This window comes from Thiohalocapsa sp. ML1 (genome assembly GCF_001469165.1).
Lineage (GTDB): Bacteria > Pseudomonadota > Gammaproteobacteria > Chromatiales > Chromatiaceae > Thiohalocapsa.
The window spans coordinates 57,616-82,932 of the sequence record NZ_JABX01000007.1 but is presented as its reverse complement, the minus strand read 5'-3'; the positions used below and the strand labels follow the sequence as shown (position 1 = coordinate 82,932).

27 protein-coding genes and 1 pseudogene are annotated in these 25,317 nt (G+C 69.4%); 15 read left to right on the top strand and 13 right to left on the bottom strand.

Features of this window, described 5'->3' with window-relative positions; genetic code table 11:
• Positions 1 to 19: 19 nt before the first annotated feature.
• The gene (locus ML01_RS30455; protein ID WP_254045150.1) at positions 20 to 718 is read right to left on the bottom strand and encodes a 2OG-Fe(II) oxygenase; all 699 of its coding nucleotides are present in this window, start codon (positions 716 to 718) and stop codon (positions 20 to 22) included.
• Positions 719 to 1,134: 416 nt separating this feature from the next.
• Between ML01_RS30455 and ML01_RS06275 the strand changes: the two genes are divergently transcribed.
• From ML01_RS06275 to ML01_RS06260, 4 genes are read left to right on the top strand one after another with little or no spacing between them, the layout of a single operon-like run.
• On the top strand, positions 1,135 to 1,806 hold the full coding sequence (locus tag ML01_RS06275) for a hydrogenase subunit MbhD domain-containing protein (RefSeq protein ID WP_058554547.1): 672 nt from the start codon (positions 1,135 to 1,137) through the stop codon (positions 1,804 to 1,806).
• Positions 1,803 to 3,248, top strand: a complete 1,446-nt coding sequence (locus ML01_RS06270) for a complex I subunit 5 family protein (protein WP_058554546.1) — start codon at positions 1,803 to 1,805, stop codon at positions 3,246 to 3,248. Before ML01_RS06275 ends, ML01_RS06270 begins: the two co-directional genes overlap by 4 nt.
• A complete protein-coding gene (locus ML01_RS06265) occupies positions 3,245 to 4,756 on the top strand; it encodes a complex I subunit 5 family protein (RefSeq protein WP_058554545.1) in 1,512 nt (503 codons plus the stop codon). The genes ML01_RS06270 and ML01_RS06265 overlap by 4 nt, the downstream gene beginning before the upstream one ends.
• 11 nt (positions 4,757 to 4,767) lie before the next feature.
• The gene (locus ML01_RS06260; protein WP_058554544.1) at positions 4,768 to 6,609 is read left to right on the top strand and encodes a proton-conducting transporter membrane subunit; all 1,842 of its coding nucleotides are present in this window, start codon (positions 4,768 to 4,770) and stop codon (positions 6,607 to 6,609) included.
• A 67-nt stretch (positions 6,610 to 6,676) separates the two neighbouring features.
• On the opposite strand, the gene ML01_RS06255 is transcribed toward ML01_RS06260, so the two are convergent.
• The 3 genes from ML01_RS06255 to ML01_RS06245 all read right to left on the bottom strand — a co-directional run bounded on the left by ML01_RS06255 (position 6,677) and on the right by ML01_RS06245 (position 9,111).
• The gene (locus ML01_RS06255; RefSeq protein WP_216819118.1) at positions 6,677 to 7,462 is read right to left on the bottom strand and encodes a mobilization protein; all 786 of its coding nucleotides are present in this window, start codon (positions 7,460 to 7,462) and stop codon (positions 6,677 to 6,679) included.
• 89 nt (positions 7,463 to 7,551) lie between these two features.
• The gene (locus tag ML01_RS06250) at positions 7,552 to 8,088 is read right to left on the bottom strand and encodes a hypothetical protein (protein ID WP_058554543.1); all 537 of its coding nucleotides are present in this window, start codon (positions 8,086 to 8,088) and stop codon (positions 7,552 to 7,554) included.
• A 117-nt stretch (positions 8,089 to 8,205) separates the two neighbouring features.
• The gene (locus ML01_RS06245; protein ID WP_058554542.1) at positions 8,206 to 9,111 is read right to left on the bottom strand and encodes a DUF2887 domain-containing protein; all 906 of its coding nucleotides are present in this window, start codon (positions 9,109 to 9,111) and stop codon (positions 8,206 to 8,208) included.
• Positions 9,112 to 9,351: 240 nt separating this feature from the next.
• On the opposite strand from ML01_RS06245, the gene ML01_RS30100 reads away from it, so the two are divergent.
• The 3 genes from ML01_RS30100 (at position 9,352) to ML01_RS06230 (ending at position 13,526) form a co-directional block, all read left to right on the top strand.
• A complete protein-coding gene (locus tag ML01_RS30100) occupies positions 9,352 to 10,029 on the top strand; it encodes a hypothetical protein (protein ID WP_058554541.1) in 678 nt (225 codons plus the stop codon).
• A gap of 68 nt (positions 10,030 to 10,097) precedes the next feature.
• Positions 10,098 to 10,313 carry a DUF4351 domain-containing protein gene (locus ML01_RS06235; protein WP_058554540.1) on the top strand — a complete coding sequence of 72 codons (216 nt, stop codon included), beginning with the start codon at positions 10,098 to 10,100 and terminating at the stop codon, positions 10,311 to 10,313.
• Between the two features lie 393 nt (positions 10,314 to 10,706).
• Positions 10,707 to 13,526: a DUF4203 domain-containing protein gene (locus ML01_RS06230; protein ID WP_058554539.1), complete on the top strand. Its 2,820-nt coding sequence runs from the start codon at positions 10,707 to 10,709 to the stop codon at positions 13,524 to 13,526.
• A gap of 23 nt (positions 13,527 to 13,549) precedes the next feature.
• Here the strand turns inward: ML01_RS06230 and ML01_RS06225 are convergent, their stop codons facing one another.
• The 3 genes from ML01_RS06225 to ML01_RS06215 all read right to left on the bottom strand — a co-directional run bounded on the left by ML01_RS06225 (position 13,550) and on the right by ML01_RS06215 (position 15,263).
• Positions 13,550 to 14,254: a hypothetical protein gene (locus ML01_RS06225; protein WP_254045149.1), complete on the bottom strand. Its 705-nt coding sequence runs from the start codon at positions 14,252 to 14,254 to the stop codon at positions 13,550 to 13,552.
• Positions 14,226 to 14,453 carry a hypothetical protein gene (locus ML01_RS06220; RefSeq protein WP_058554537.1) on the bottom strand — a complete coding sequence of 76 codons (228 nt, stop codon included), beginning with the start codon at positions 14,451 to 14,453 and terminating at the stop codon, positions 14,226 to 14,228. Before ML01_RS06220 ends, ML01_RS06225 begins: the two co-directional genes overlap by 29 nt.
• 240 nt (positions 14,454 to 14,693) lie before the next feature.
• Positions 14,694 to 15,263 carry a DUF2887 domain-containing protein gene (locus ML01_RS06215; protein ID WP_162267976.1) on the bottom strand — a complete coding sequence of 190 codons (570 nt, stop codon included), beginning with the start codon at positions 15,261 to 15,263 and terminating at the stop codon, positions 14,694 to 14,696.
• Positions 15,264 to 15,634: 371 nt separating this feature from the next.
• Here ML01_RS06215 and ML01_RS30450 point away from each other — a divergent pair, with 371 nt between their 5' ends.
• The 6 genes and pseudogenes from ML01_RS30450 to ML01_RS06190 all read left to right on the top strand — a co-directional run bounded on the left by ML01_RS30450 (position 15,635) and on the right by ML01_RS06190 (position 17,965).
• Positions 15,635 to 15,889, top strand: a complete 255-nt coding sequence (locus ML01_RS30450) for a hypothetical protein (protein WP_058554535.1) — start codon at positions 15,635 to 15,637, stop codon at positions 15,887 to 15,889.
• Positions 15,873 to 15,986 (top strand): annotated as a pseudogene (locus ML01_RS31275) (PIN domain-containing protein); the annotation flags it as partial. The gene ML01_RS30450 and the pseudogene ML01_RS31275, both read left to right, overlap by 17 nt.
• A gap of 88 nt (positions 15,987 to 16,074) precedes the next feature.
• Complete coding sequence (locus ML01_RS06205; RefSeq protein ID WP_058554534.1) at positions 16,075 to 16,293, top strand: DUF433 domain-containing protein; 219 nt, start codon at positions 16,075 to 16,077, stop codon at positions 16,291 to 16,293.
• A complete protein-coding gene (locus ML01_RS06200) occupies positions 16,277 to 16,597 on the top strand; it encodes a DUF5615 family PIN-like protein (RefSeq protein ID WP_058554533.1) in 321 nt (106 codons plus the stop codon). Before ML01_RS06205 ends, ML01_RS06200 begins: the two co-directional genes overlap by 17 nt.
• A gap of 136 nt (positions 16,598 to 16,733) precedes the next feature.
• On the top strand, positions 16,734 to 17,078 hold the full coding sequence (locus tag ML01_RS06195) for a hypothetical protein (protein WP_058554532.1): 345 nt from the start codon (positions 16,734 to 16,736) through the stop codon (positions 17,076 to 17,078).
• The gene (locus ML01_RS06190; RefSeq protein ID WP_156427581.1) at positions 17,072 to 17,965 is read left to right on the top strand and encodes a hypothetical protein; all 894 of its coding nucleotides are present in this window, start codon (positions 17,072 to 17,074) and stop codon (positions 17,963 to 17,965) included. Before ML01_RS06195 ends, ML01_RS06190 begins: the two co-directional genes overlap by 7 nt.
• A 126-nt stretch (positions 17,966 to 18,091) precedes the next feature.
• Here the strand turns inward: ML01_RS06190 and ML01_RS06185 are convergent, their stop codons facing one another.
• Positions 18,092 to 18,949 (bottom strand): DUF2887 domain-containing protein, encoded by an 858-nt coding sequence (locus ML01_RS06185; RefSeq protein WP_058554530.1) that lies wholly within the window; start codon positions 18,947 to 18,949, stop codon positions 18,092 to 18,094.
• 428 nt (positions 18,950 to 19,377) lie between these two features.
• Positions 19,378 to 20,376 carry an HAD family phosphatase gene (locus ML01_RS06180; protein ID WP_058554529.1) on the bottom strand — a complete coding sequence of 333 codons (999 nt, stop codon included), beginning with the start codon at positions 20,374 to 20,376 and terminating at the stop codon, positions 19,378 to 19,380.
• 300 nt (positions 20,377 to 20,676) lie between these two features.
• On the opposite strand from ML01_RS06180, the gene ML01_RS06175 reads away from it, so the two are divergent.
• Positions 20,677 to 21,798 (top strand): DUF3541 domain-containing protein, encoded by a 1,122-nt coding sequence (locus ML01_RS06175; RefSeq protein WP_216819117.1) that lies wholly within the window; start codon positions 20,677 to 20,679, stop codon positions 21,796 to 21,798.
• Positions 21,799 to 22,103: 305 nt separating this feature from the next.
• Here the strand turns inward: ML01_RS06175 and ML01_RS06170 are convergent, their stop codons facing one another.
• Positions 22,104 to 22,490, bottom strand: a complete 387-nt coding sequence (locus ML01_RS06170; protein WP_162267975.1) for a hypothetical protein — start codon at positions 22,488 to 22,490, stop codon at positions 22,104 to 22,106.
• 114 nt (positions 22,491 to 22,604) lie between these two features.
• Here ML01_RS06170 and ML01_RS31270 point away from each other — a divergent pair, with 114 nt between their 5' ends.
• Positions 22,605 to 23,051, top strand: coding sequence for a DUF3541 domain-containing protein (locus ML01_RS31270; RefSeq protein WP_156427580.1), 447 nt, complete (start codon positions 22,605 to 22,607; stop codon positions 23,049 to 23,051).
• Between the two features lie 152 nt (positions 23,052 to 23,203).
• Here the strand turns inward: ML01_RS31270 and ML01_RS06165 are convergent, their stop codons facing one another.
• The 3 genes from ML01_RS06165 to ML01_RS06155 form a co-directional block, all read right to left on the bottom strand.
• Positions 23,204 to 23,941, bottom strand: a complete 738-nt coding sequence (locus ML01_RS06165; protein WP_162267973.1) for a hypothetical protein — start codon at positions 23,939 to 23,941, stop codon at positions 23,204 to 23,206.
• Between the two features lie 78 nt (positions 23,942 to 24,019).
• Complete coding sequence (locus ML01_RS06160) at positions 24,020 to 24,478, bottom strand: Rrf2 family transcriptional regulator (RefSeq protein WP_058554525.1); 459 nt, start codon at positions 24,476 to 24,478, stop codon at positions 24,020 to 24,022.
• A gap of 330 nt (positions 24,479 to 24,808) precedes the next feature.
• Complete coding sequence (locus ML01_RS06155) at positions 24,809 to 25,315, bottom strand: DUF1249 domain-containing protein (RefSeq protein WP_058554524.1); 507 nt, start codon at positions 25,313 to 25,315, stop codon at positions 24,809 to 24,811.
• Positions 25,316 to 25,317 lie beyond the last annotated feature (2 nt).

The following is a 25,317-nucleotide window of genomic DNA, read 5'->3' as shown; positions in this document are numbered from 1 at the left end:
GGCCCGCCGAGCCCGGCCGTCAGCGGCTCAGAAGCCACCCGGTCAGGCTGAAGCGCTCGCGGCGCGCCGGCAGCACCTCGTGCAGAAAGCGCGCACTCAGGAAGGTCACGAAGCGCCCGCCGAGCGGCAGCACCTCGACACAGTCGCCGGAGGCCACGCCCGCCTCGCCCCGGTCCGCGTCCACGGGCTCGGTGTAGATCCGCAGCGCCCCGCCGTCGGCGGCCTGCCAGTCGTCGTTGAGGTACAGGATGCAGCTCAGCCTGCGCCGACCGATGCCGCGGAACTGATCGAGATGCCGGCGGTAATAGCTGCCCGGCGGATAGACGGCGAAGTGCGCCTCCAGCTCGTGCAGCCCCAGGTACATCGCCTGATTCACGGCCAGGCGCACGGCCTCCAGCGCATCCCAGTAGCATCGCTGCGCGCCGGTCAGCGCCGCGGGGTCGAGCCACAGCACCCGGTCGGTGCGCACCTCCGGGCGCACCTCCAGGTCCGCACCGCGGCCGACGCCGGCGCGGCGAAACTCGCCTTTCTGCCAGCGCGCTTGGGCCTCGTGGCGGAGCTGGCTCACCAGCAGCGGGGAGACGAAGCCATCGGTGACGCACCAGCCCTGCTCGGTGAGGGCGGCGGCGATGTCGGCGGCGGCGCCGGGTGGCTCCTGCGGGGGGTCTTGGGGCGGACCCGCGGGCGGGTCCGGGATGAAGCCTGCGGATGGGTTCAAGCAGATGCGCTCGACAGATGGGGTTGCGCATTCTGCGCCCGCCACCCGCGCCGATCCAGCACTGCGCAAGGGGGCGCACGAGCATCGGCCTTGCGCCGACCATCCGCTCCGAGCGTTCCAGGAATCCGACCAGGCATCCGACGGCGCGGGCCGGCGATCGCGCACGGCAGCCGCCGCTGCTGCAAGGCCACCGCGACGCACATGGCGCCCTCGCCACCGCGCGGCCACGGCAGCCGTTCCGAGCAGCCATCGGTGCGGCACGATGCGCGACACTGCGCCCCCGACAACGCTGCCGTCAGGCGACAATAGCCCCCGGTCGATGGATATCCGCACAGCCCAGCCAGCATGAGCCCGCAACACACCACGCCGCACAGCGGCCCCCGCACCTTGTCCGGCCGCGGGCGCCTGCGCCGATAATGGCGCCGGCTGCAGCCTGGGGACTGGCGGGCCTATTGCTGCTGGTGGCCGGTTTCTGTCTCGTCGAGCGGCAGCTATGGCGCGCCTGCCAGGGCTTCGTGGCATTCGGGCTGCTGATGGCGCTGGCCTGGCTGCTGCTCGGGGCGCCCTGGCTGGCGCTGGCCGAGGCGCTGCTCGGGGCGGTGCTGACCGGCGGCACGCTGCTCTGGACGCTGCGCGGCCGCGGGGCACTGCCGCGCCTGGCGCTGCGGGATGAGACGCCGCGGCGCGCGCGCGTCACGGCACCGCTGCGCTGGCTGCTGATGCTGGCTTGGCTGGGCTTGACGGGCTTCGCGCTGCTGCGGCTGCTCGGGTTGGAGGCGCTGACGCCGCCCGCGTCGGCAACCACGCTGTCGGCCGCGACCGGCGTGCTGATCATGGGCCCGGCGGTCTGGGGCTTCGCGACGCAGCGGCATCTGCTGCGCCGGCTCTTGGCCTTCAACCTGCTCGGCTCCGGGGTGTTTTTGCTGCTGGCCGGACTCGCCGGGCCGGTGGCCGAGGTCCAGGGGCTGATCCTGGTCGGGCTGGTCGTCGCGCTGCTCGGCTCCGTGCTCGGCGCCGCCTTGCTGTTGCGCCTGCATGCCGCGGCGGGTCTGGTCAGCCTGGAGCCCGCCGCGGGCGCCGATCCATGAACCCGACATCCTTCCACGTGCTATGGCTGTTGTGCGCGCCGCCGGCGCTCGGCCTGCTGACCCTGGTGCGCCCGCCGCGCCACGGCGCCCTAGTCTTGCTCGCGGGCCTGCCCTTGCCGCTGGTGGCGCTGTGGCTGCTGCTCGGGCTCGACACGGGGCCGCTCGCGGGACAGCTCGCGCTCGGGCCACTGCTGCTGCACTGGCGCCTAGACGGACTCGCCGCGCTGTTGTGGCTCTTGACGATGGTGCTGCTGCTGGCCAGCGCCCTGTATGCCGCAGGCTACGCCCGCGCCGCGCCACTCGACGCGCGCGCCTATGCCTGGCTCTGGCCGCTGCTGGGCGGCCTGGCGACGGGGCTCGGGCTGATCTGGATCGCGGCCGATCTGCTGCTCCTCTACGCTGGCCTGGAGCTGATGGGTCTGTGCGCCGTCGGCATGCTGCTGCTGCCCGGCAGCGTGGCTGCGCTGACCGCGGGCCTGCGCTATCTGCTCTTCGCGTTGGTGGGCTCGCTGACCTGGCTGCTCGGCATCGCGCTGCTGCTCGGCGCCTGGGGCCGGCTCGATCTGGCCGGGCTGGCGGCGGTGGCCCAGCCCGATCCGGTCACCGCCATCGCCGTTGCGCTGCTGGCGAGCGGGCTGCTGCTGAAGGCGTCGATCTTCCCGCTGCACGGCTGGCTGGTGCCGGTCCACGGCAGCGCTTGGACGCCGGTGAGCGCGATCCATGGCGCGCTGGTGGTCAAGGCGTCCTTTTTCATCCTGCTCTTGCTCTGGCGACTGCTGCTGCCGGATGCCATCGCCGGCGCGCTGGCGCTGGGCGCCCTCGGCAGCCTGGCGGTGCTGTGGGGCGGCGTGCAGGCCTGGCGCGCGGCGGGGCTCAAGGAGCTGGTCGCCTGGTCCACGGTCGGCCAGTTGGGCTATCTGATGCTGGCCTTTCCGTTGCTCGCCGGCACCGGCGCCGCCGTCGCGGCGCTGGCCTGGCAGGCGACCTGGCTGCAGCTTGCCGGCCATGCGCTCGCGAAGTCGGCGATGTTCATGGCCGCGGGCAATCTGCTGCTCGCCACCGGCGCGACTCGTCTGGAGGGCCTGACGGGGACGAGCCGGCGGCTGCCGCTGTCGCTGCTGACCTTCGGGCTCGCGGCGGTCACGCTGATGGGGCTGCCGCCGAGCGCCGGCTTCACCGCCAAGTGGCTGTGGCTGCAGGCGTCGCTGGCGGCGGGCCAGTGGGCCTGGGTGGCGGTGCTCGGGCTCGGCACGCTGCTCAGCGCCGCCTATGTGTTCCGCGTACTGCGGTGCTCCTTTGTCGAGGATGCGCCGGAGCCCGTGCTGCGCGGGCTCCCGCTGGGTATGGAGCTGGTCGCCCTGGCGCTCGCGCTGGCGGCCATTGGGCTGGGCCTGGCGGCGGCGTGGCCGCTGGCGTTGCTGCCGCCGGTGAGCGTGCCATGAGTGCGCTGCTGCCGCTGGCGACCCTGGCCAGCTCGCTCATCACCGCGGCCGTCATCTTCATGCTGCCGGAGCAGGCCGTGCGCACCCGCACCGCGCTCAACCTCGGCGCCGCGCTGGTGAAGCTGGTGCTGGTGCTCTGGATGGCGCGGGGCCTGGTGGCGGGCGAGACCTACGCGGTGGAGTTTCCGGTAGTGCCGGGCCTCGGCTTCGTGCTGCACGTGGATGAGCTCGGGCTCACCTTCGCGGCGCTGTCCTCGATCTTGTGGCTGTTCACGACGATGTATGCCATCGGCTACCTCGAAGGATCGCCCAATCGCCGGCGCTTCTTCGGTTTCTTCAGCCTCTGCGTCGCCAGTACCATCGGCATCAGCCTGGCCGGCAACCTGTTCACGCTGCTGATCTTCTACGAGGTGCTGACGCTCTCCACCTATCCGCTGGTGGCGCACCGCGGCACGCCGCAGGCCTTGGCCGCGGCGACGGTCTACCTGCGCTATACGCTCACCGCCGGCCTGGTGCTGATGGTCGGCATGGTGGCCTTGCATGTCGTGGCCGGGGATCTGCGCTTCGGCCAGCAGGAGACCCTGGCCCGGCTCGCCGACGGGCAGGAGGCCTTGCTGATCGGCCTGTTCTGGGTGCTGCTCTTGGGCTTCGGCGTCAAGGCGGCGCTGGTGCCGCTGCACGGCTGGCTGCCGCGGGCGATGGTGGCGCCGGCGCCGGTGAGCGCCCTGCTGCACGCGGTGGCGGTGGTCAAGGCCGGCGCCTTCGGCATCGTGCGGCTGGTGTACGACATCTACGGCATCGGCTTCAGCGCGGCGCTCGGCGTGCTCGACGGCCTGGTGGTGATCGCGTCCGTCACCATCGTCTACGGCTCGGTGCGCGCGCTGGCACAGCAGGAGCTGAAACCCCGCCTGGCCTTCTCCACGGTCAGCCAGGTGTCCTACATCGTGCTCGGCATCGGCCTGTTCGGCCCGCTCGGCACCATCGCCGCGCTCGCGCACCTGCTGCATCAGGGGCTGATGAAGGTGACGCTGTTCTTCTGCGCGGGCAATTATGCCGAGGAGCTCGGCATTCACCGCATCGACGAGCTGGACGGCGTCGGCCGGCGCATGCCGCTCAGCAGCCTCGCCTTCACCATCGGCGCGCTCGGCATGATCGGCATGCCGCCGGTGGCCGGCTTCATCACGAAGTGGACGCTGGGCCTGGGGGCGGTGCAGGCGGACATGCCCTGGGTGATCGCGGTGTTGATTGCAAGCACCCTACTCAACGCGGCCTATTTCCTGCCCATCCTGAATCGCCTCTGGTTCCGCCGCGGACCGGCGCAGGGCATCGGCACCTGGCCGGATGAACGCCCGCCGAGCCGCTTCGAGACCAGCGCCTGGCTCTTGGTGCCGGCCCTGGCGACGGCGCTGCTGAGCCTGCTGGCCGGGATGCTGGCGGGGCTGCCGTTCAGCCCGCTGCAATGGGCGACCCGGGTGGTGCAGCAGACCTATCAGGTGATTCCGCTGTGAGTGGTCCCGCTATGACCGCTCTGCCGCTCGCGCCCCTGCTCTACACGGCGCTGCTGTGGCCCCTGCTGCTGGCGCTGCGGCCCCTGCTGTTGGCACTGATCGCAGCCGACCAGTCGCGCCCGCGGCTGGACCTGCTCTGGATCAGCGCGCCCTTGCCGGCGCTCGCGCTGGCCGTGCTGGGCGCCGACGGTGCCGTGCGGCTCGACGCCTGGCTGCTGGGCGGACGCTGGGAGCTGGACGGCGCGCGGCGTCTGCTCTTGGCCTTTACGGCGCTGCTGTGGGGGCTCGCGGGCTGGTACGCGCGCGGCTACCTCGGCGCCGAGCAGGCACGCGCCGCCGCCGGCGATGCGCTGAGCCGCTCGCGCCTGCTGCGCTTTGCGCTGTTCTGGCCGCTGACCCTCTGCGGCAATCTGCTGCTGCTCGTGGCCGAGGACATCGGCAGCTTCTACTTGGGCTTCGCGCTGATGACCTTCGCGGCCTATCCGCTGGTGATCCACAGCGGCAGCCCCGAGGCGCGCACCGGCGGCCTGGCCTATCTGATCATGGCGGTGCTCGGCGAGGGCGTGCTGCTGGCCGGTCTGCTGTGGGCCGCCGGCAGCGGCTCGGCGCTGACGCTGTCGCAGTTGCGCGCCACGCTGGCAACGGCCGACGCGGGGCCGTGGATGGGGCTCCTGCTCTGGCTCGGCTTCGGCGTCAAGGCCGGGGTGATCGGCCTGCACCTGTGGCTGCCGCTGGCGCATCCGGTGGCGCCGACGCCGGCCAGCGCCGTGCTCAGCGGCGCGATGATCAAGGCCGGCCTGGTGGGCTGGCTCGGCACGCTGCCGCTCGGGGTGGCCGGCGTGGAGGCATCTTTCCGGGGGCTCGGGCTCGCGATGTTGTGGGCGGGTCTCGCCGGCGCCTTCGCGGCGGCGCTGCTGGGCGCGGTGCAGCGCCACCCGAAGGCCGTGCTCGCCTATTCCAGCGTCAGCCAGATGGGCATGATCACGGCCCTGGTCGCCATCGGGCTACTGCATCCGGAGAGCTGGCCGGCGCTCGGCGCGCTGGTGATGCTGTTTGCCGCGCACCATGGCTTGAGCAAGGGCGCGCTCTTCCTCGGCGTCGGCATCAGCGAGCAAGCGCCGCCCTGGCCGGCCTGGCTGCTGTGGACGCTGCTCGCGTTGCCGGCGCTGTCGCTGGCCGGCGTGCTGGGCTCGGGGCTGATGATCAAGTCGGACACCAAGACCCTGCTCTACGCGGCCGGCGCGCCTGACTTGGCCTTGTGGCTGAGCCTGGCGGCGGCGGGTACCACGGTGCTGATGGCGCGCACGCTATGGCGCCAATGGTGCCGGCGGGCGCCGGCGGGCATTGCCGCCCATCGGCACCTGCTCGCGCCCATGCCGCTGGCCTGGCTGCTCTGCGTGCTGGCCGCGCTCAGCTTGCCGCTCTGGGCCGGCTGGCCGGCGGGTGGGACCGGGGATGCTTTTGACGAGCTTGCGCTGAAGGCACTCCCTGCCCTGCTCTGGCCCCCGGCGCTCGGGCTCGCGTTGTCGATCGTGCTGGGCTGGACCCTGCGCCGCGTGGCGCCTTGGCTGAGCCGCCGGCTGCCCGCCGGCGACCTCTGGTGGCCGTTGGCGGCCGGCGCCCGTTGGCTGCGGCGCCCGGGTCAGGCGACGTTGCGCTGGCTCGCGGCCGTACAGGCAAGCTGGGTCGCCTGGTGGGTCGCGCGCGAGCACGGCGCCGTGGCGGGCCTGGACGCGCTGACGCGCGCCGAAGGCTGGCTCCGCCGGCAACTCGCGCTGCTGCTCTTGGCCGTGGCGCTGGGGTTGGCCGCCGTGCTGCTGATCGGTGCCGAGGGCATGCCGCTCTGGCGATGACCTGCCGGCCTGCATCCGATATGGACGGGATCGCGATCAAGGCCCGGCGTCGATGCCGCGCTGCGCTTCAGATCGCCTCCGGCGTCGGCTCCAGCGCGGGCTCCGGGGCCGGGCTCTCTGGCGCAGCGGCTGACGCGCGCTCGCCGGGCGCCTCCCCGCGCACGAACACCGACCCGGCCACGGCATCAAACTGCTGGTAGGCCCTGCGCATGAAGACCTTGACCCGCTGACGCTCCATCAGGCCGAGGCCCGCATCCCGGTTGTTGGCGGCGGCCCAGAAGCTCAGGTTGTCGTGGTCGAGCTTGCGCATGGTGGCGGCGTGCAGCTCGGGCAGATCGAGCACCGGGGCTCCCAGGGCGCTGGCCTGCGCGCGTGCACGGGACGCCTCGAAGGCGGAGAAGTCCTTGCCGCGGCCCAAGTTCTTGACCACGACGCAGCGGGCATTGCCCGGCAGTTGCGCCAAGAGCTGCTCCAGCAGCCCGATGCCGTCCGCGCCGTCGTCCATCACGTGCCACAGCACCAGGCCGACGCCTTCCTCCGCAGCCAGCCCGGGCAGGTCGTTCTCGTCCATCCACCGGAACAGGGGCCGCGTCGTCTGCGCCGCCAGATCCACCAGCACGTTCTGCGGGCGCTCCACCGCCGCCTCCATGAGCTGGTCCGCGCTGGCGAAGTCGTCCAGGGCGATGTGAGTTGTGTACGCGCCGTAGAAGCGCAGCATGGCGCCGTGGGAAAGGTCGGTGTCGAAGACCCGGAAGGGCAGCTCCCGGTCGATGTGATATTGCGACAACAACCGCGCCAGCACCGACTTGCCCACGCCGCCCTTCTCGCCGCCGATGAAATGCATCTGACTCATGCCGCTTAGCCCCGCAGGGTGATGAAACGTGAAAAAGAGCGGCGATCCTAGTGCGCGCGCGGCGCCTGTCAAGCGCGCCGTCGCCCGCGTCAGCCGCTGCCGCGCCCGATCAAGGCCGTCACCAGTGCCGCCACCACCGCGACGGCCAAGGCGGAGCCCACTTGCAGCAGCGCCAGCGCGTCGTGGCCGAGCGGCAGCGGCTCCAGCGCCTTCAGCCCGAGCAGCTCCTTTGCAATGGTGAAGGTCGTAAGCCAGCTAATGCCGAAGACGCCGAGCGCCGTCGCCAGGCGCCAGCGGCGCTCGCCGCGCTGCTCCCGCGCTTCGGCGCGCGCTGCCGCCGCGTGTCGCAGGTAGGCGTCAATCTGGGCGCTGTCGCGGTCGAGCTCGCCGAGCATCCCGTCCAGCCCCAGCGCCGCGCGCAGGGCCGCGTTCACGTCGTTGTGCATACCGATGCGGCTTACCCGCGTGAACCGAAAACCGAGCATGAACCGCGTCACGCCGAGCTTTACCCGCTCCAGGCAGGCAATGCGCGCGGCCTGCCGAGCGTCGGTCTCGACCTCCGGGTCCGGCCAGATGCCGGCCGCGTCGGTGGCGTGCAGCAGAAAGCAGAGCTCGTGATAGGCCAACAGCGCAATGGGCAGGTAGTGCCGGCGGAAGGTCTGCGCATCGAACTGCGCGAGCGACGCGGGCGGGCCGACATCAAGGGTTGGGCGACGGCGGTGTGTCTCGGCCCCTGCGGACCCTCAATCGGCCGCAGAGGCTCGTCGCAGCGCCCTCACCGCATCGGCGTCGAGGTCCGTGGCCGCGGCGATGGCCGCGTCGTCGAGGCTGGTCTGGCGCAGCAGGTTGAGGGCGGTTTGGCGCCGCGCCTCGTCGCGGCCTTCGTCACGGCCTTCGTCGCGGCCCTCCTCGCGGCCCTCCTCGCGGCCCTCCTCGCGGCCCTCCTCGCGGCCCTCCTCGCGGCCCTCCTCGCGGCCCTCCTCGCGGCCCTCCGCGAAGACTTCTTGGTAGAAGCGGGTCTGCTTCAGATCGGTGTCGGGCAAATGCAGCATGGCCTTGATCTCGTCACGGGACAGGGTAGGTAATTTATAGACCAAGATCGTCTCGATCAGGTCCAGCAGGGGCAAGGGGTCCGGCTCGGCGCGGGCGTCTGTCGCCAGCTCCCGCGCCGCCGCGGGCAGGTCGGCGGTGTCGAGCACTACCAGCCGCAGCAGACGCAGGCCCGGGCTGGCCCCGCGCATCGCGCCGCGCTGCAATAGGTCTTCGAGATACACCCGCCGCAGCAGGCCTGCTGGCTCCAGGGCGGTGAAGGCGGGCGCCAGGGGCGGGGCCAAGGCACGTGTCGGAAAAACGGCCACGGCGACCCAGGGCCGCTCGACCGCCTCGCGGTAGAGGAAAAGAAAGATCGCCGCGAGCCAACGGGGATAGAAGCTGTCGAGGGCCTGGAATTGGTTCTCCAGGAACAGCACGGGCTGGTGCGGGGGCGCCTCCTGCGGCGGCAGCAGCACCCCATCGAGGCGAAACGCGGTCTCCTTGACCTCGATGGCGGTCAGCCGGTAGCCGGCGGCATCGACCGCGAGCCCGGCCGCCTCGAAGAGGGTCGCCGGGCGCTCCTGAAACAGGCGATACAGCAGGGCGTCGGTATGCATGCGGGGCTCCGGGGGCGGCAGGGGTGGTGCGCCGTCCACCCATCCGGCAGTATGCCGCAACGTCGGTGCGGCGTCCGCGGCGTCTGGCCCATGGCGGCCGACCGGGAGCGGCGCCGTGATCGAGCGCCGGCTCCTCGGCCGGCCGCAACCGGACGCGCCTGTCGAACACGCTGGCAACGGGTCTTGCTCCCGCGACGCCCGCGCTCGCACGGCGCGCATGTCCGGTCTATCTTTGCCGCCATGACCGACCCGACCGACACCCAAAGCCCCGCCCCGGCGGCCGACTTCGACTCGCCCTGGAAGGAGGCCATCGACGCCTTCTTCCGGCCGTTCATGGCGCTGTTCTTCCCGGCGGTGCACGACCTGATCGACTGGTCGCGCCCGCACGAGTTTCTGGACGCCGAATTGCAGCGCATCACCAGAGACTCGACCATCGGCCGGCGCTACGCGGACCGGCTGGTGAAGGTCTGGAGCTTGGCCGGCGCCGAGGTCTGGCTGTTGCTGCACATCGAGGTGCAGGGGCGCGCCGACGCCGGCTTTCCGCTGCGGATGTTCCAATACTGGTACCGCATCTTCGACCGCCACGGTGAGGTCGAGATCATCAGCCTGGCCCTGCTGACCAACGAGCCGGCCGGCGGCGAGCTGCGCGAGTATCGTCGCGAGCGCGACGGCGCCGGCTTGCGCTTCCGCTTCCGCGTACATGGCCTGCCGGACCGGGACGAGGCGGAGCTCGCCGCCCGCGCCGCGGACAATCCCTTCGCCGTGGTCGCGCTGGCGCAACTGGCCGCGCACCGGCGCACCGGCGCACCGGCGACCCCGAGCGCAAGCTACGCAAGGGCGAGATCATCGCGCTGCTGTATCGTTACCGTTACCCCCGCGAGGATGCCATCAAGCTGCTGCGCTTCATCGACTGGCTGATCCGCCTGCCGCCGCCCCTGGAGCTGGCGCTGCGGCGGGAACTGGACCAACTGGAGGAGCAAACCAAGATGTCTTATGTCACGAGCTGGGAGCGGTTCGCCCGCGAGGAAGGGCTGCATGAGGGGGAGGCCCGCGCCCTGCTGCGCCTGCTGGAGGCGAAGTTCGGCCCGCCGCCGGCGGCGCTGGCGGAGCGCGTGCGCGCGGCGCCGCTTGAGCAGCTCGACGCCTGGCTCACGCGCATCCTGACCGCGGAGCGCATCGAGCAGGTCTTCGATCCGTCCTGAGCGACTCTGAGCGACGACGGCCCCGAGCGGGCCGGGCGCTGGGCCATGGGTCAGCCGCCGATGATTCCGGAGCGCTGGCGGCTGCGGACCCACCAGCGAACTTGCGCCGGTTTCGCATCGTCACGGCACTGCTGACGGCATGGCATGCATACCGAGCGCATCCTCTGCGCGACGGACGCCGGGCGCGACGGCGAGCTGAGTCTGTCGTGCGCGCGAGCCAATCCAGGTCGGAACCTCACCGCCGAAGGGGCGACTGCCGCCTTTCATCGGCGCAATTCCGCTAAGCCCGAAGTACAATCCGCCCATCGGCCCCCTGTGTCAGGCTGGTTGTCGTCGATGCGCGCCCGTCGCGCGTGCTTATCCCTCGCCTCTTGGGACGACCAAGGAGGTCCCATGGACTCGCTGCAAGGCCTCTTCAACGGCTTCGCCGGGCTCGCCGTCGTGCTCGGCCTGGTCTACTGCTTCGCGGGCTACCGCATCCGGCGTTTCATTTTGGCCGTCCCCGGTTACATCGCCGGCGCGGCCATTTTCGGTGCGCTGGCTTACCTGCTGTCGCAAGAGATGTGGGTTGCCGTGCTGGCCGGCGTCTTTGCCGGCGGACCGATCGGCGCCAGCATCGTGCTGGCGCTCTACAACGTGAAGGTCTTCTCCATTGGCCTGCTGCTCGGCGCCGTTATCGACGTGGCGCTGTACCTGCTCACCGACGGGCAGATCGAGCCCGCCGTGCTGCTGATCATTCCCATCGTCACCGGCATCCTCGCGCTGATCTACGACAAGTGGGTCATCGTCGCCGGCACCGCCTTCGGCGGTGCGGGGCTCGCCGTCGGCGGCATCGCCTACTTCGCGTTCGGCGGTGTCGGGCCGGCGGCGCTATTCGCGCTGTTGGAGGGCGATCCGAGCCTGCTCGCCGCGACGCTCGGGGGCTGGCTGGTGCTCGGCGCTGCCGGGGTGATCGTGCAGTATCAATCGCTGAAGCCGCGGGACGATGGGGATTGGTGGGGTGGACCAGACGGTGATTCCGAGCAGGGCTCCAGCCGTTCCATGACGCCGGAATCGAACAATCAAGGACGCTCATCAGGCCAGCCCCGGCTCAGCGCATCACCACAGATTCGCCGACAGGCGTTGACGGGGCATAGCGAGGTGAGCGCCATCATTTGGGACCCGCATGGTCGTTGGTTCGCAACTGCTGGCAAGTACGGTGAGGTCTATCTATGGGATCCGCAGACCGGCCGCCCGATGCTCCAGCTCTGGGGGAGTCATACCAATAACCCGCCTCGTAGCGAACCTAGCCTGGCGGTGGCGCAGGACGGGAGCTGGATTGCAGCCAATGGTGGGGCCGACAACCTGTGGTTCTGGGATACCGCGACGGGCCGTTTACTGTCTGGCCCCGATACCGAGCCCGCCGATGACCTATGCCCGCTTGCCATTGATTCTTCAGGGGACCTGTGGGATCGGACGACCTGGGTGAGAATCCGCCGGCGAGAGGACTGGGCATCGTCCGGCAGCGCGACTGATCCGAATCGCAGATGGATTGCTTCAAGAGCGAACAAAGGTAGGATCTACATTCGCGACATGCGGAATGAACGCCGCCTGAAACAATTGGCTTCCGGGCGGGATATTGAGAGTTTTGAGGAACTGATCGCTTCCGGTGATGGTCGCTGGCTGATCTCCCGGGAAGCATACGACCTTGATTTCTGGCTTGTTGACGGGCAGCGTTCCGCGCCAAGTCCCCGCTTTGAAGGTACTTCTGCAGTTGGCTATGAGTTTGCCGGAACCCGTGTTGGCCAACGCCGATTTGCCGTTACCAGCAAGAAATGGGATGGCAACGGCTATGTCCTAGAAATGTGGGAGCTGTCGGATTATCCGGAGCTGCTATGGGAAGAGAAGTTTCCTGACCCTCGCGGTAAGTACCCTATTCCCGTTACTGCAGCCCCGAATGGTCATTGGTTTGCATGCTTGACGGGCAGCATCGAGGTTTTTGATGCGGCATCGGGTCAACTGCTGCGCAGCTTTCCCAGCCACAACGAGAAGATCGGTGCGACAGCGTGTGCCGCATCCCCGGACGGGAGAGCACTGGCAGCAGGGTTTGGAGACGGCTCCGTTGCGCTGTTCGATGTCGAAACGGACATAACGCGTCACCGGATGCGCAGCCACCAGCGTTGCTTGAATGCGCTGGCGATCCCAGCCGACGGGAGGCTTGCCGCGGCGGGCACTTCAGGGATTGTCCATTTTTGGGATCCGACGACTGGGCGGCAGACGACCACGCTCAAGGGGTATCCCCGCAATCACTATGAGGGCGGCGATGAGGGTGGAGTGGGCGGTATGGCTGCTTCGATAGGGGGGGCGTGGCTGGCAGCGGTCGGCAAAGGGCGGGGGCCGATTGTCCTCTGGGATACACAGAGTAGACACCAGCAGCGAATAGAGTTCCCCGGGGGCACCGGACGCAACGCAACGCTTGCGTCCGCGCCGGATGGCCGGAGTTTGATTCTCGCCAACGAAAATCGCTACGTCTATTTGTTCGATAGCCAAAGCGGTGATCTGATATCCACCCATGACCCTGACTTTATGCGCACAGGCATCTGCTGTCTTTTTCACCGACCAATGGGACGACCGCTCGCTACCGGATTTCTATATGAGAATCTGTGCATCTGGAGGTCCTTTCATGAGCTAATGACTGGACGGGCGTCTGACGAGGATTGGTTAGAGTCTTGGAGCAGGTCGCTTGGCTGTGCTGCCCGTGTTCCGTTGCAGATACTTCGAGAATGGGGATTGCTGCCCGCCAAGGCTCCCCTTTCCGGAATCGCTCCATCACGTAATGCAACCTGGCTCGCCGCCCCCGGCGGTTCCGATGGCATCCTGGTCCGCAACCCACGCACCGGTAAAGAGTTGCACAGGCTTCATGGTCACGAAGGGTCAGTCAATTCGCTTGCGGTCCATCCCAACGGACGCTGGCTGTTCTCGGCCGGCGACGATGGCATCATCCGCCGCTGGGACATGTCGCGTCTACCCAACAAACCCGTCTGCGACCTCGCCATGGAAGCCCTACCGGATGACGACTGGGTCGTTTGGAAGGTCAATCCGGATGAGCCGAACGACCGCTACTGGACTGACTACAGCCCAGGCGCCAAGCGTTGGCTCGGCTGGCACGCACCCGTACCGGGCACGGATCGCTGGGCGCATCAGCCGATGGATGCCTTCCCCGATCCGCGCTGAGCGGGCGCGACATCCGGCCAGACTCAGCCTTGCGGGCTTTGCAGGGCGCAAACCTGATCGAAGATCACCAGCGCGAGTCGCGCGGCAGCGGCCTGCACGACGGGCCAGTCATGCCAGCGTGGGGCCAGCTTCTTGTATTCGGCGAGCTGCGTCTCCTCCAGGTCGTAGGGCATCGCATGCGCGAGCTGCGCGGCCAACTGCTGTAGCGGAGACTCGCCGTTGTCCTGCCGATAGAGCCGGTCGAAGGGCAGCATCGCGTCGGCCACCGCGGCATCACCCAAGGCATCCGCCAGCGCGACAAAGTCCAGATAGTCCCTGGTGGCGTTGCGCCGGAGGATCAGCACGCCCTCGATGCGCAGGATTTCGGCCGCGGTGGGCACGGTGATGGCTTGCCCCTGAAACCCGATGACCGTCGTTTCCAGCGGCTCGTCGCGAAGCAGTTGGCGCACGCCGGTATCGATGCCGTCCAGGCTGCCGAGGATCTGCACCGGCCGCTGCACCCGCGCCGTCCGCCAGCCAGCGACCGACTGCAGTTGGGCCAGCCCCTCGTTGAAACGCCCGCGCAGATCGGTCAGCACATGATCGGCGTCACGGGAGAAGCGATGCCCCGCGTGCAGCGCGGAGGCAGTCCCACCGAGCAGCACCGCCGCCGGCAAGGTGGCCTGCAAGTGCGCGGCGGCGGAGAGACCCCGCTCCCAGTCAGGCAGCGGTGCGATGCGCTTGGGCATAGTGCAACCAGAAATGGTGGCGCTGAGCATAGGGGTCCGCGACGCGTGCCCGGCAGACCTGTTCCACCTTGTCGAGCAGCGCGGGCTCCGTGAGCACCGCCTGGCGGAGCGCCGCCCAGTCATCCCGGCGCCCGCGGGCGATCAGATCGTCGATGGCGGCCAGGGTCAGGCGCTGGTGGTTCAGGTGGCGGTGTTGCATGGGGTGTGCGGGGTAGCAGGATCGCCAATCCGGTGGCCAATGTCGGCCACGAACGAAAGGCAGCAGGGGCGACAACGGGGGACGCGAGAACGGGAGACCTACCACGGCTTATGCCGCATGATCACCAGGCCGGCGTGGTCTCCCAGGACTGGCGAACGCCGGCTGCCTGTACGCGAGCAGTATTGCTTGCCCCAGAAAGTTTACGGCGCCCCGCACACGCCCACCCGACCCTGCGGACCCTCAATCGGCTGCCGATGCTCGTCGCAGCGCCCTCACCGCATCGGTGTCGAGGTCCGTGGCCGCGGCGATGGCCGCGTCGTCGAGGCTGGTCTGGCGCAGCAGGTTGAGGGCGGTTTGGCGCCGCGCCTCGTCGCGGCCTTCGTCACGGCCTTCGTCGCGGCCCTCCTCGCGGCCCTCCTCGCGGCCCTCCTCGCGGCCCTCCTCGCGGCCCTCCTCGCGGCCCTCCGCGAAGACTTCTTGGTAGAAGCGGGTCTGCTTTAGATCGGTGTCGGGCAAATGCAGCATGGCCTTGATCTCGTCACGGGACAGGGTAGGTAATTTATAGACCAAGATCGTCTCGATCAGGTCCAGCAGGGGCAAGGGGTCCGGCTCGGCGCGGGCGTCTGTCGCCAGCTCCCGCGCCGCCGCGGGCAGGTCGGCGGTGTCGAGCACTACCAGCCGCAGCAGACGCAGGCCCGGGCTGGCCCCGCGCATCGCGCCGCGCTGCAATAGGTCTTCGAGATACACCCGCCGCAGCAGGCCGGCCCGTGCGACAGCACGCACCCGCGCGAGGTCGCCGGCTATCCCCAAGGCCTCCGCCCCGACGGCGCTGTGGGACTGCTGCCGCCCTGACCGCGGCCTGCTGCCGGCGGGGGCGGACGGCGTCGCGCGGCCCTTGGCCGGGCACCGGCCCGAGTCCATCGACGCCACCGGCAAACCCCGGCTGCTGCTGCGCTGGCCGCGCCCCGCCGGCAGCGGCGCGCCGCCCGCCGCTGTTCTTGCGGCATATCACGGGCCGTTACCGTGCCCATCGCGCGCCTGGTCCGCGCCGTGCGCGGGCTGCGCCGGCGCTCGGGCTAGGCTTGGCCGCAAGCCGCTGATTTGATGGACAAGCGTTACTTTGCCCCTGCTGCCCGCTACACTCTCCAGCATTCAAGCCGAAGACGACGCCGAGAAACATCATGGCCGATCTCAAGCTCGCACCGGAAGGACTGGTGATCCCGCCGCAGTACCTTGCCGACCTCGGACCCGACCCGAGCGTACGCCGCATCAAGGGGGGGCTGATCATCGAGTCCCGCGATCAAGCCATGGCGCGCGCGCAGTTGCGCGATCTGGTCGCACGGCTCCGCGCGGCCGTCGGGACCGAGGCACCGGACGACGACGAGATCGCGGCGCTGGTCGACGAGGTGCGAGCCGAGCGTGCGTGTCATCGTTGATACCAACGTTTTCGTCTCGGGCCTGATCAATCCCGGCGGTGCGCCAGGCGTCGTCGTCGGTGCGGTGCTCGACGGGCGTGTGACGCCGGTCTTCGGCATCGAGACCCTGGCGGAGCTCCGGGATGTGCTGGTCTCAATTGCCGCTACTTGCGGGTTGGCCCGAGGCCTGAAACAGCGAGGTCCACATGCCTTTACTCCCGATCAGCCGCGACCCGGAGGTCATGAGCGGTGTGCTTTGCTTCAGCGGCACCCGCGTCCCGGTGCAGAACCTGTTCGATTACCTGGAGGGCAGCTCGTCGCTCGACGACTTTTTGACCGACTTCCCGTCGGTCACCCGGCCCGCTGCCGTTGCGGTGCTGGAGGCAGCCCGCGAGCGTTTGTTCCTCGATGCGGCTGCTGCTTGACGAGTCGCTGCCGCGGCGGTTGCGCGAGCACCTTCCAGGCCACCGGGTCGAGACTGTCGCGACGATGGGCTGGAGCGGCTACCGGAACGGGCGGCTGCTGGCCGTCGCGGCCGCGGAACTCGATGCGCTGATCAACGCCGACAAGAACATGCCGCATCAACAGAACCCGGCGACGTTACCGCTGTCGGTGGTCATCTTGGACGCGCCGTCCAATGAGCTGTCCAGGCTGCTGCCGTTGGTGCCGCAACTGCGGGCCGTTCTGGGCAATCTGCCTGTACGCCGATTCGTTCGCGTTGCGCCGTGAGCCACCGAGGCGCACGTCAGCGCTGCAAGGGCGCAAAGCACCGAGCGGATATAGACGTCCGCTTGCCAGGCGTTGCCGGGGCGCACCGGTCTTGGCGTGGCGTCGGCTCGGCCTTTTCGGGCCTGGGGATCCTGACATGACCATCCACCGCGACGACCAGGCCCAAGTGCTGCTGCTGCGCCACGCGGCGGAACAGGCGGGGCTGAGCCGCGATGCCTTCCTGGGGCAGGTCCAGGCCTGGCTGGAGGCCGCTGGAGCCGCCGCCGAGCGGCGCGAGCGCGTCTGGGACTTCGCCGCCGACTGCGCCGAGCGCAGCAACGCCTTGGCGCCGGACCTGACCGCGCCCGCGGACCTGGCCGCGGCCGGCGAGGCCCTGCGCGCGCTCGGCCGGCGCATGGCGGGCGTCGGCGCGGCGGGCGACGGCTGCCGCCGAGTCCGGTGGCGGCGCTGTTGCAGGCGCGGGACACGGCTGAGGTGCTGATCAAATTCTCCGCCTGCGTGCTGCTGCAGGGGCTGCTCGCGGCCGGCGGCGATGCCGCGGACTGGGCGCGGCGCGCGGCCTTCCAACGCGGGCTCTCCGTCGGCAACAGGGTGCAGACGCTGCGCGAGGCCATCGACCGGACAGCGCCCGCGCGGCAGACCCGGCGGATTGAGCCAGGGCTCTGGGTGCTGCGGGCGCTCGACCGGGCGCGGGTGGACCGCAACTACGACTCGCCGGCCTACCTACGCGCGGACCTGGCCGCCTTTCTGGCGGAGAACGCCAGCGGCGTCTACTGGCTGCAGGCCCCGGCCCATGTCGGCAAGACCACCTTCATCCAGGGCCTAGCCGGGGACTCGGACCTGAGCGACGCCCCCATCGAGGCGCGCTTCGACCCGCACGCGAATCGCACGGGGACGAGCCAAACCACCGGCGCCGCGGCACCGGGCGCCATCGTCGCCTACTACTGCCGCAAGGAGTACCGCCCCGGCGTCGGTGCCCTGCTGGCGCGGCTGGAGGAGCGCCTGGCCGCCGTCTACGACCCGAGCGACAACGTGAAGAACGACCGCCCGCTGCTGCTCACCCGCGACGGCCAGCCGACGCCGGGGCGCTTCGTGGCCTGGCTCCAGGTCTGGCGCGAATTCGCCGCGCGCCGCATCCACCTGACCCGCCACCTCGGCCCGCTGATCGTCTGCATCGACGGCCTGGACGAGTCCTGCCCGCCCGGCGAGGCCGACTGGCCCTTGCAGCTCCTACCGCCGCCGGACCTGCTGCCGGACGGGCTCTATCTGGTGCTGACCCCCCGCCCGCTCGACGACCCCACCGCGCCGGTCTTCCTGGGCACCCACATCGCGCCGCTGTATCGGGGTGAGATGGCGGAGTTGGCTTGAACGGGCGCGAGGCATCCCGGGGACGGGAAATAGGGGAACCTCGCGCCGGTCGGAGATGTGCCGGACGATGCACACAAGCACCACGGCAGCATTGGTGTCCGCTGTGCCGCCCCGGCCTTCCGCGCATCAATCGGCCGCGATGACTTGTCGCAGCGCCCTCACCGCATCGGCGTCGAGGTCCGTGGCCGCGGCGATGGCCGCGTCGTCGAGGCTGGTCTGGCGCAGCAGGTTGAGGGCGGTTTGGCGCCGCGCCTCGTCGCGGCCTTCGTCACGGCCTTCGTCGCGGCCCTCCTCGCGGCCCTCCTCGCGGCCCTCCTCGCGGCCCTCCGCGAAGACTTCTTGGTAGAAGCGGGTCTGCTTTAGATCAGTGTCGGGCAAATGCAGCATGGCCTTGATCTCGTCACGGGACAGGGTAGGTAATTTATAGACCAAGATCGTCTCGATCAGGTCCAGCAGGGGCAAGGGGTCCGGCTCGGCGCGGGCGTCTGTCGCCAGCTCCCGCGCCGCCGCGGGCAGGTCGGCGGTGTCGAGCACTACCAGCCGCAGCAGACGCAGGCCCGGGCTGGCCCCGCGCATCGCGCCGCGCTGCAATAGGTCTTCGAGATACACCCGTCGCAGCAGGCCTGCTGGCTCCAGGGCGGTGAAGGCGGGCGCCAGGGGCGGGGCCAAGGCACGTGTCGGAAAAACGGCCACGGCGACCCAGGGCCGCTCGACCGCCTCGCGGTAGAGGAAAAGAAAGATCGCCGCGAGCCAACGGGGATAGAAGCTGTCGAGGGCCTGGAATTGGTTCTCCAGGAACAGCACGGGCTGGTGCGGGGGCGCCTCCTGCGGCGGCAGCAGCACCCCATCGAGGCGAAACGCGGTCTCCTTGACCTCGATGGCGGTCAGCCGGTAGCCGGCGGCATCGACCGCGAGCCCGGCCGCCTCGAAGAGGGTCGCCGGGCGCTCCTGAAACAGGCGATACAGCAGGGCGTCGGTATGCATGCGGGGCTCCGGGGGCGGCAGGGGTGGTGCGCCGTCCACCCATCCGGCAGTATGCCGCAACGCCCGAGCGTGCGCCGCATCAAGGGGAGGGCTGATCGTCGAGTCCTGCGAGCAAGCCATGGCGCGCGCGCTTGCGCGAGCTGGTCGAACGGCTCCGCGCCGCCGTCGGGGCCGACGCACCGGAAGACGACGAAATCGCGGCGCTGGTCGATGACGTTGGAGGCTACGTGGCCTGGCTCCAGGCTTGGCGCGAATTCGCTCGGCCCGCTCATCGTCTGCGTCGACAGGCTGCACGAGTCCCGCCCGCCCGGTGACGCAGACTGGCCCGTGCAGGTCGTGCAACCGCCGGACCTGCTGCCTGAGGGGCTCTATCTGGTGCTGACCTCCCGCCCGCTCGACGACCCGACCGCGCGACCGGCCTTGTCGGGTCAGTTGTCCGCGACGGGCGCGACCGCCGACGGCGCGGGCTCCGAAAAGACCTGCTGCCAGTCCTGCTGCATGGACACCAGTAACCAGCCCTTGCCGGCCGCGTCGTCCAGGCCGCGGTCCAGCCGGCCCATGTGGCTGTCGCGGTCGTAGGCGTACTCGCGCTCGGCGTCGTCGTGGTGCAGCAGCACGCCCAAGCGCAGGCCGTCGCCGGCGGTGGTCCACTCCAGCATCTGGTAGTCGCCGTCGGAGTTGCCGAAGGCGAGCAGCGGGCGCCGCCCGATGTGCCGCCAGATGCCGACCGGCTTGCCGGCCTTGTCGTCGATGAAGGCGACCTCGGGCTCGCGCACTAGGGTCGGCACGCCGTCGCGCACCGCGTATTCCAGCGCGATCTGCGAGCCCACCACCTGCTCCGGCGGGATGCCGTAGACAGTCTCCGTCCAGGGCCGCATGAAGTCGACGCCGCCGCCGGAGACGATGAAGGTCTTGAAGCCGTTGGCACGCAGAAAGTCCAGCAGCTCCAGCATGGGCTGGTAGACGAGCTCGGTGTAGGGGCGCTCGAAGCGCGGATGGCGCGCCGCGGTGATCCAGTCCGAGGCGATGCGCGCGAAGGCATCGCTACTCATGCCGGCGTGGGTCGCCATCAGGAGCTGCATGAGCCCTGCCATGCCCGCGTCACCGAGCGTCGCCGTGTCGCCTTCGAGCGCCGCCTTGAACGGCTGCTGCTCGCGCCACTCCGGGTGCGCGTCGGCAAGCTCGGCGATGCGGTTCAGCACGAAGGCGAGCTGGGTGTACATCGGCTGCTCCACCCAGAGCGTGCCGTCGTTGTCGAACACAGCGATGCGCTCCGGCGCGGGCACGAAGTCCGGCGAGCCCGCATCGGTGACGGCGGCGACGAAGCCGGTGAGGGCGGCCTTGGTCGGGCCATCGCGCCAAGACGGCAGCGGGTCCGCGGCGGCGGACAGAGCAACAAGCAGCAACAAAAGGGTCAAAAAGCGCATAAGCCTTGCTCCGGGATGGTGATGCTGCTGCGAGTCGGGCTCGCGTGGCAGTGGCGCATGTGTACGCGATGCGTCTCCACGGCTGCCGGGTGCCGCGACGCCAGGCCGCGGCCGTCTTCGCGCAGGCGCAATGACCCGACCCCTATCGCGGCGCGTGCACTTGCGCGATGCTCCGCACCTGCCGGGCCACCCGTGGCTCCCGGCCACGAACGGTCCCTGTCTATAACCGATTCGCAGCCGATGCGCCAATCCAGATGCGCCAATCCAGATGCGCCAATCCAAATGCTGCCATCCACCGCAATGCACTGTCATCCCACCCTGCCCGGCCGCGCCGTCGCGCTCGCGCTCGTCGCCTGTGTCGGCCTGGTCGCGGCGGCACGGCCAAGCGCGGCAGCGGAAGCCGACTTCGCCGACACGGCGGCGCGCATCCGCGGGACGCTGGAGCGCGAGCTCTTCACGCTGTCGCCGTATCGGATGGCCCACTACGGGCTGCGGCTCTACCGGCAGACGGGGGATGCGCGCTACGCGAGCCTGATCTGGGTGGACATGGCGCACTGGGCGAGCGTGCTCGACGGGATCGGCGCGGAGGCGCGCACGCCGGCGGACCTGCGCGCCCTGGCGGAGCAGCGCCTCGCGGACTATGCCGCGCGCCCGGGCGAGCGCCGCCGGGAGCGGCTCGCAGCGGTGCGAGAGCGGCCGGAATACCTGGTGCTCGCGAGCCGCCTGCTGCCGGCGCTGGCCCGCATCGACGCCTACGGGCTCAGGCACGCGGACGATGCGCACCTGCGCGCACTGCTGCGCGGCTTCGACTGGCAGGACGCCGTTACCGATACGCAGATGGTCGAGAGCTGGGCGGCGCCGCTGGCCAACACCGTGTTCGCGCTGCGCCGGCTCGGCGAGGCGGACCACGTGGATGCCTTCGTGGCCGCCTTCCGCGCACGCTATCCCGAGCCGCCGCCGGCACCGCTGTCCGACCATGCCTTCCGCAACAAGCTCTACGGGCAGACGCACATCATCATCGCCGCCTCCGGCTATTACCGCCGGCCGGTGGCCGCGGACGCCTACGGCTGGCTGTTCGACAGCTTCCGCGCGCATGCCGACGAGATCGAGCGGCGCGCGACGCCGGACATGCTGGCGGAGGTGGGCATCGCCTTCCTGCTCGCCGGGCTCGACGACGAGCCGCTGCTGGCACGCATCCGCCGGCGCGTCGCTGCATCGGTGTCGCCGGTGCACGGGCTCATTCCTTCGACGAAAGGCGCAACCGACTTGCAGATGGTCGAGCACCGCAACAGCGTCGCCGTGCTGCTGCTCGACTGGCGCGGCGCGCATGACAGGCCGAACGTCATCACCGACCCCGAGCTGTTCGAGCGACTGCCGTTCGGGCTCGCGCCCATCACGCGCCCATCAAGTGAAGTGCGATAACCGGGGAGCGTGGGCGCAGTAGCCCCGCCGCAACCTGCCGCCGCATGACGGTCACGGCCCGAGGAGGCCGTTCCCACGACTCGACGCCGGCGCTCAGCCGCCCGGCGGAGCGAGCTTTCCCATGATCTTACTTTGCCGCTTGCCATCCAGCCGGTAACCCCCGGCCGGGTCTCCGAGCAACAACAAGACGTATAACCGTCGTGCTCGGACAGGCGGCGAGAAGGCACGAAACGTGGCAAGCGACAACCGACTGAGGCCGCGACTGCTGCGGTGCTTGCCAGTGTGCTTGCCCGTGCTTGCCCGTGTCAGATGAAGGCTTCGCTCAGCAGGAACACCAGTGCGGCTACGACCAGTACGCCGATGAACAACGAAATCAGAAGGTTCCACCACACCGAGCGGCCGACGCGGCGATTCATGATCTTGAGCTCCTGCTCAAGCTGCTCGGGCAGTTGCTGGAACCGCTGCTCTTGGGCTTCGGAACGCTTGTCGAGAGAATCGATCCGGCGGTCGAGCCGGCTTAGGCGCACCTCGATTTCGTCCCGGATGTTGGTCAAGCGGGTCTCGACGCCCTCCTGCTGGCGCTCGACCGCCTGCTGCACGGACGCGAAGCGCTTTTCGATCTGCTCGTTCTGGGCTTTCAGCAACCGGCGAAGCTGCTCCAGGGCGTCATCGATCGCATCGATGCGCTCCATCTGGTCCCGCCGGTCCCGGGCCGGTGCGATCAGGGAGAGCTCCTCTAACCAGGTACCGAGGTTGTCCTTGATGAACTCAATGTCGTTTTTGCGGAGAGTCATAGCACGTCTTGTGTGTCTTCGGCGGCGGAGGAAGGCGAAATTCTACCAGGACGCGGCGCGGCCTGTGTTGCGAGACCGCCCTCACCGGGGGCTGGCCGCTGCACCACGCCGCTCTGGGCGCCGCACCGCTGTGCAGCCCGCACGGCGCGCGCGCTGGAGCGCGAGCTTGTCACGTTGTCGCCGTATCGGATGGGCCACTACGGTCTCAGGCTCTTCCGGCAAACGGGCGATATGCGCTACGCAAGCCTGATCGGGTGGACAGGGCTCATTGGGCCAGCCTGGTGGAGCGGTTCAGCGCGGAAGTCGGCTCCGTGGCTGCGCTTCGCGTCGCAGCCGGGCGGCGCCTCGTGGCCTACGCCGAGCGCCCCGCCCGTCCACGAAGGGCTCAACGGAGCCTCAGGTCGTCGCGCATCGCAACAGCCTCGCCATCCTGCTGCTGGACTGGCAAGGCATCTATGATCGACCCAAGGTCGCGTCCGACCCCGCACTTGTTCGAGTGACTGCTGTTCGGACTGGAACCGAAGCGATAGACGCACCGTCGATAGCGATAGCGATAGCGATCGCCCAACGCGGGTTCCGCTGCGACGAGTGTACCGGTTGCTCTTTTGTTTTCACTCAATGCGCCTTGCCGGCGCGGTCCGGAGTGCGGTGCATCCGGACATCCATGTCCGCTGCGCGCGGACGCGTGCGCGCGCTGCGTGCCGCCAGTTGCGCTCGCGCACTACTCGCCAGTTGCCGAAGACCGGATTCCCGCGAACATCGATGCCCAACTCACCCAGCCAACCGGCTACGACGTGGTTCGAGTTATTCGACAGGGTGTACGGGTCCTGCCCCGGCACGAACTCCACGGCATAACCGGCGTTGTAATAGGCTTGATCCCGCAAGCGCTCGAAATACCCTTCCAGGCGGCTGTCGAGCCGGTCGATGCGCTGCCGCGCAGCCGGCAACCGATACAGCGCCAGAATCCGCATTCGCACTTGATCGCGGATCGCGGCATCCGTCGAGGGACCGCTCAGGATTTGCCGTCCGAGTGCGGACGGCGTGGGGGCGAACAGGGTCGGCACGGCGCGCAGGATGCCGGTGTCCCCTTCGGCATACCAGCGCCAGTCACCGTAGAGATAGCGGACCAGTGAGCCGTCGGCGCGGGACAGCAGCAGCGTTGAATGACGTCCGTGATCGAGCAGGAACACCGGACGCGTTTCCGGCCCGGCTTCATGGCTCGTCGCAATGGTCCCCACGCACCCGGCAAGGAGAGCGCTCGCCACCATCATGGTCAGGTAGAGCGATGCGCAGCGCAGACGCAACACCATCGACTGCACCAGCCAAGTGATGCTGGAATGCCGTCGCAATGCGGTTGCGCTCGCGTTTGCGTGGTGGCGGTCCCGCGCTGACTGGCCGGAGCGTGAGCCAGCGGGGAGTCCGCCTCGTCAGGCGGCGCGCTGCTTGTTCGCAACCAGGCCCTTGGTGTCAACCCGCCGCTCGCGCTGGCCGCGCTCGACAAGGTCGGCGAGGCTGATGTCGCTCAGGAAGGTGAAGATCTCATCGCTCAGTTGGTCCCAGAGCGAATGGGTCAGACAGCGCTGACCGTCGCGACAGTTCTCGCGCCCGCCACAGCGCGTAAACTCCACCCACTCGTCCACGGCGCAAATGATGTCGGCGATGGAGATCTCGTCGGCGGCCTTGCCGAGGTAGTAGCCACCACCGGGTCCGCGAATGCCGCGGACGAGCTGCTTGTTGCGCAGCGACGCGAACAACTGTTCCAGATACGACAGCGAAATCCCCTGGTTGACGGAGATATCGGACAAGGTCACCGGCCCTTTGCCCGAATGCAGGGCCAGGTCCAACATGGCGGTGACCGCATACCTACCTTTCGTCGAGAGTCTCATGGTGCGATGCCTTGAATGCGTTGGGCGTTGGGCTTTGGGCCTTGAACCGACTCGAAGGCGGGGTCCGTGCACAACATGGACGCCGCCGACGCTTGCGTAATATCCTAGCGCAGAGCTGGGTTTTGCGGTAGCGGTTGTCAACCCCTCGGCGTAGGATTTTCCGATGCGCCGAGACTCTGGGCTGGACAAAACCTGGATACCGTGGCTTTCGGCACGCAGAGGGCCGGATGGTTCCCCGGAGTGGCCGCGGCTGCGGCTGGGGTCAGGCTGGGACCGAGGGCGTCGATGCAGTCGCGGGCGCGGAAGGCCGCGCCGGACCCGGTGGCGCGGCTAGACGAGCGAGGGGGACGGCAGGCAGTGCGTGATGCTGCCGCTGCGCTGCGGCTCAAGGATGCGATGGCCGTCGTGCAGGCACCAGCCGAGCCACTTGGCCATGAACAGGTTGGCCTTCCACTTGGCCCGCAGGGCGGGTGAGCTGTAGGTGGAGAAGATCGGCAGCGCCGTTTGCCGCAGGTCCAGGACCTCGACCTGCGCGGCGTCGTGGTAGGCCTTCAGCGTCGCATCCGGCTCGGGCAGCCATTCGGCGCGCGCGCCGACGCCGTCGAAGACGTGCGTCAGCCTGAAGGTTGTGGTGTACGGCGCCTGGTCGAGAATGGTCAGTTGCAGGCGCGCATCGCCCGGGCGGCGGGAGGAGACCGTGCCCGTCATGCTCGCAAGCCGTGGGGCGAGGCGCATGACGCTCTGGTAGTTCTCCTCGCACAGCGCCATCAGCCCGCCCACGGTGGGTCGCTCGCCGGTGAGGTCGAGCTGCGCGAGGATCGGGCTCGGGGCCTGCATGG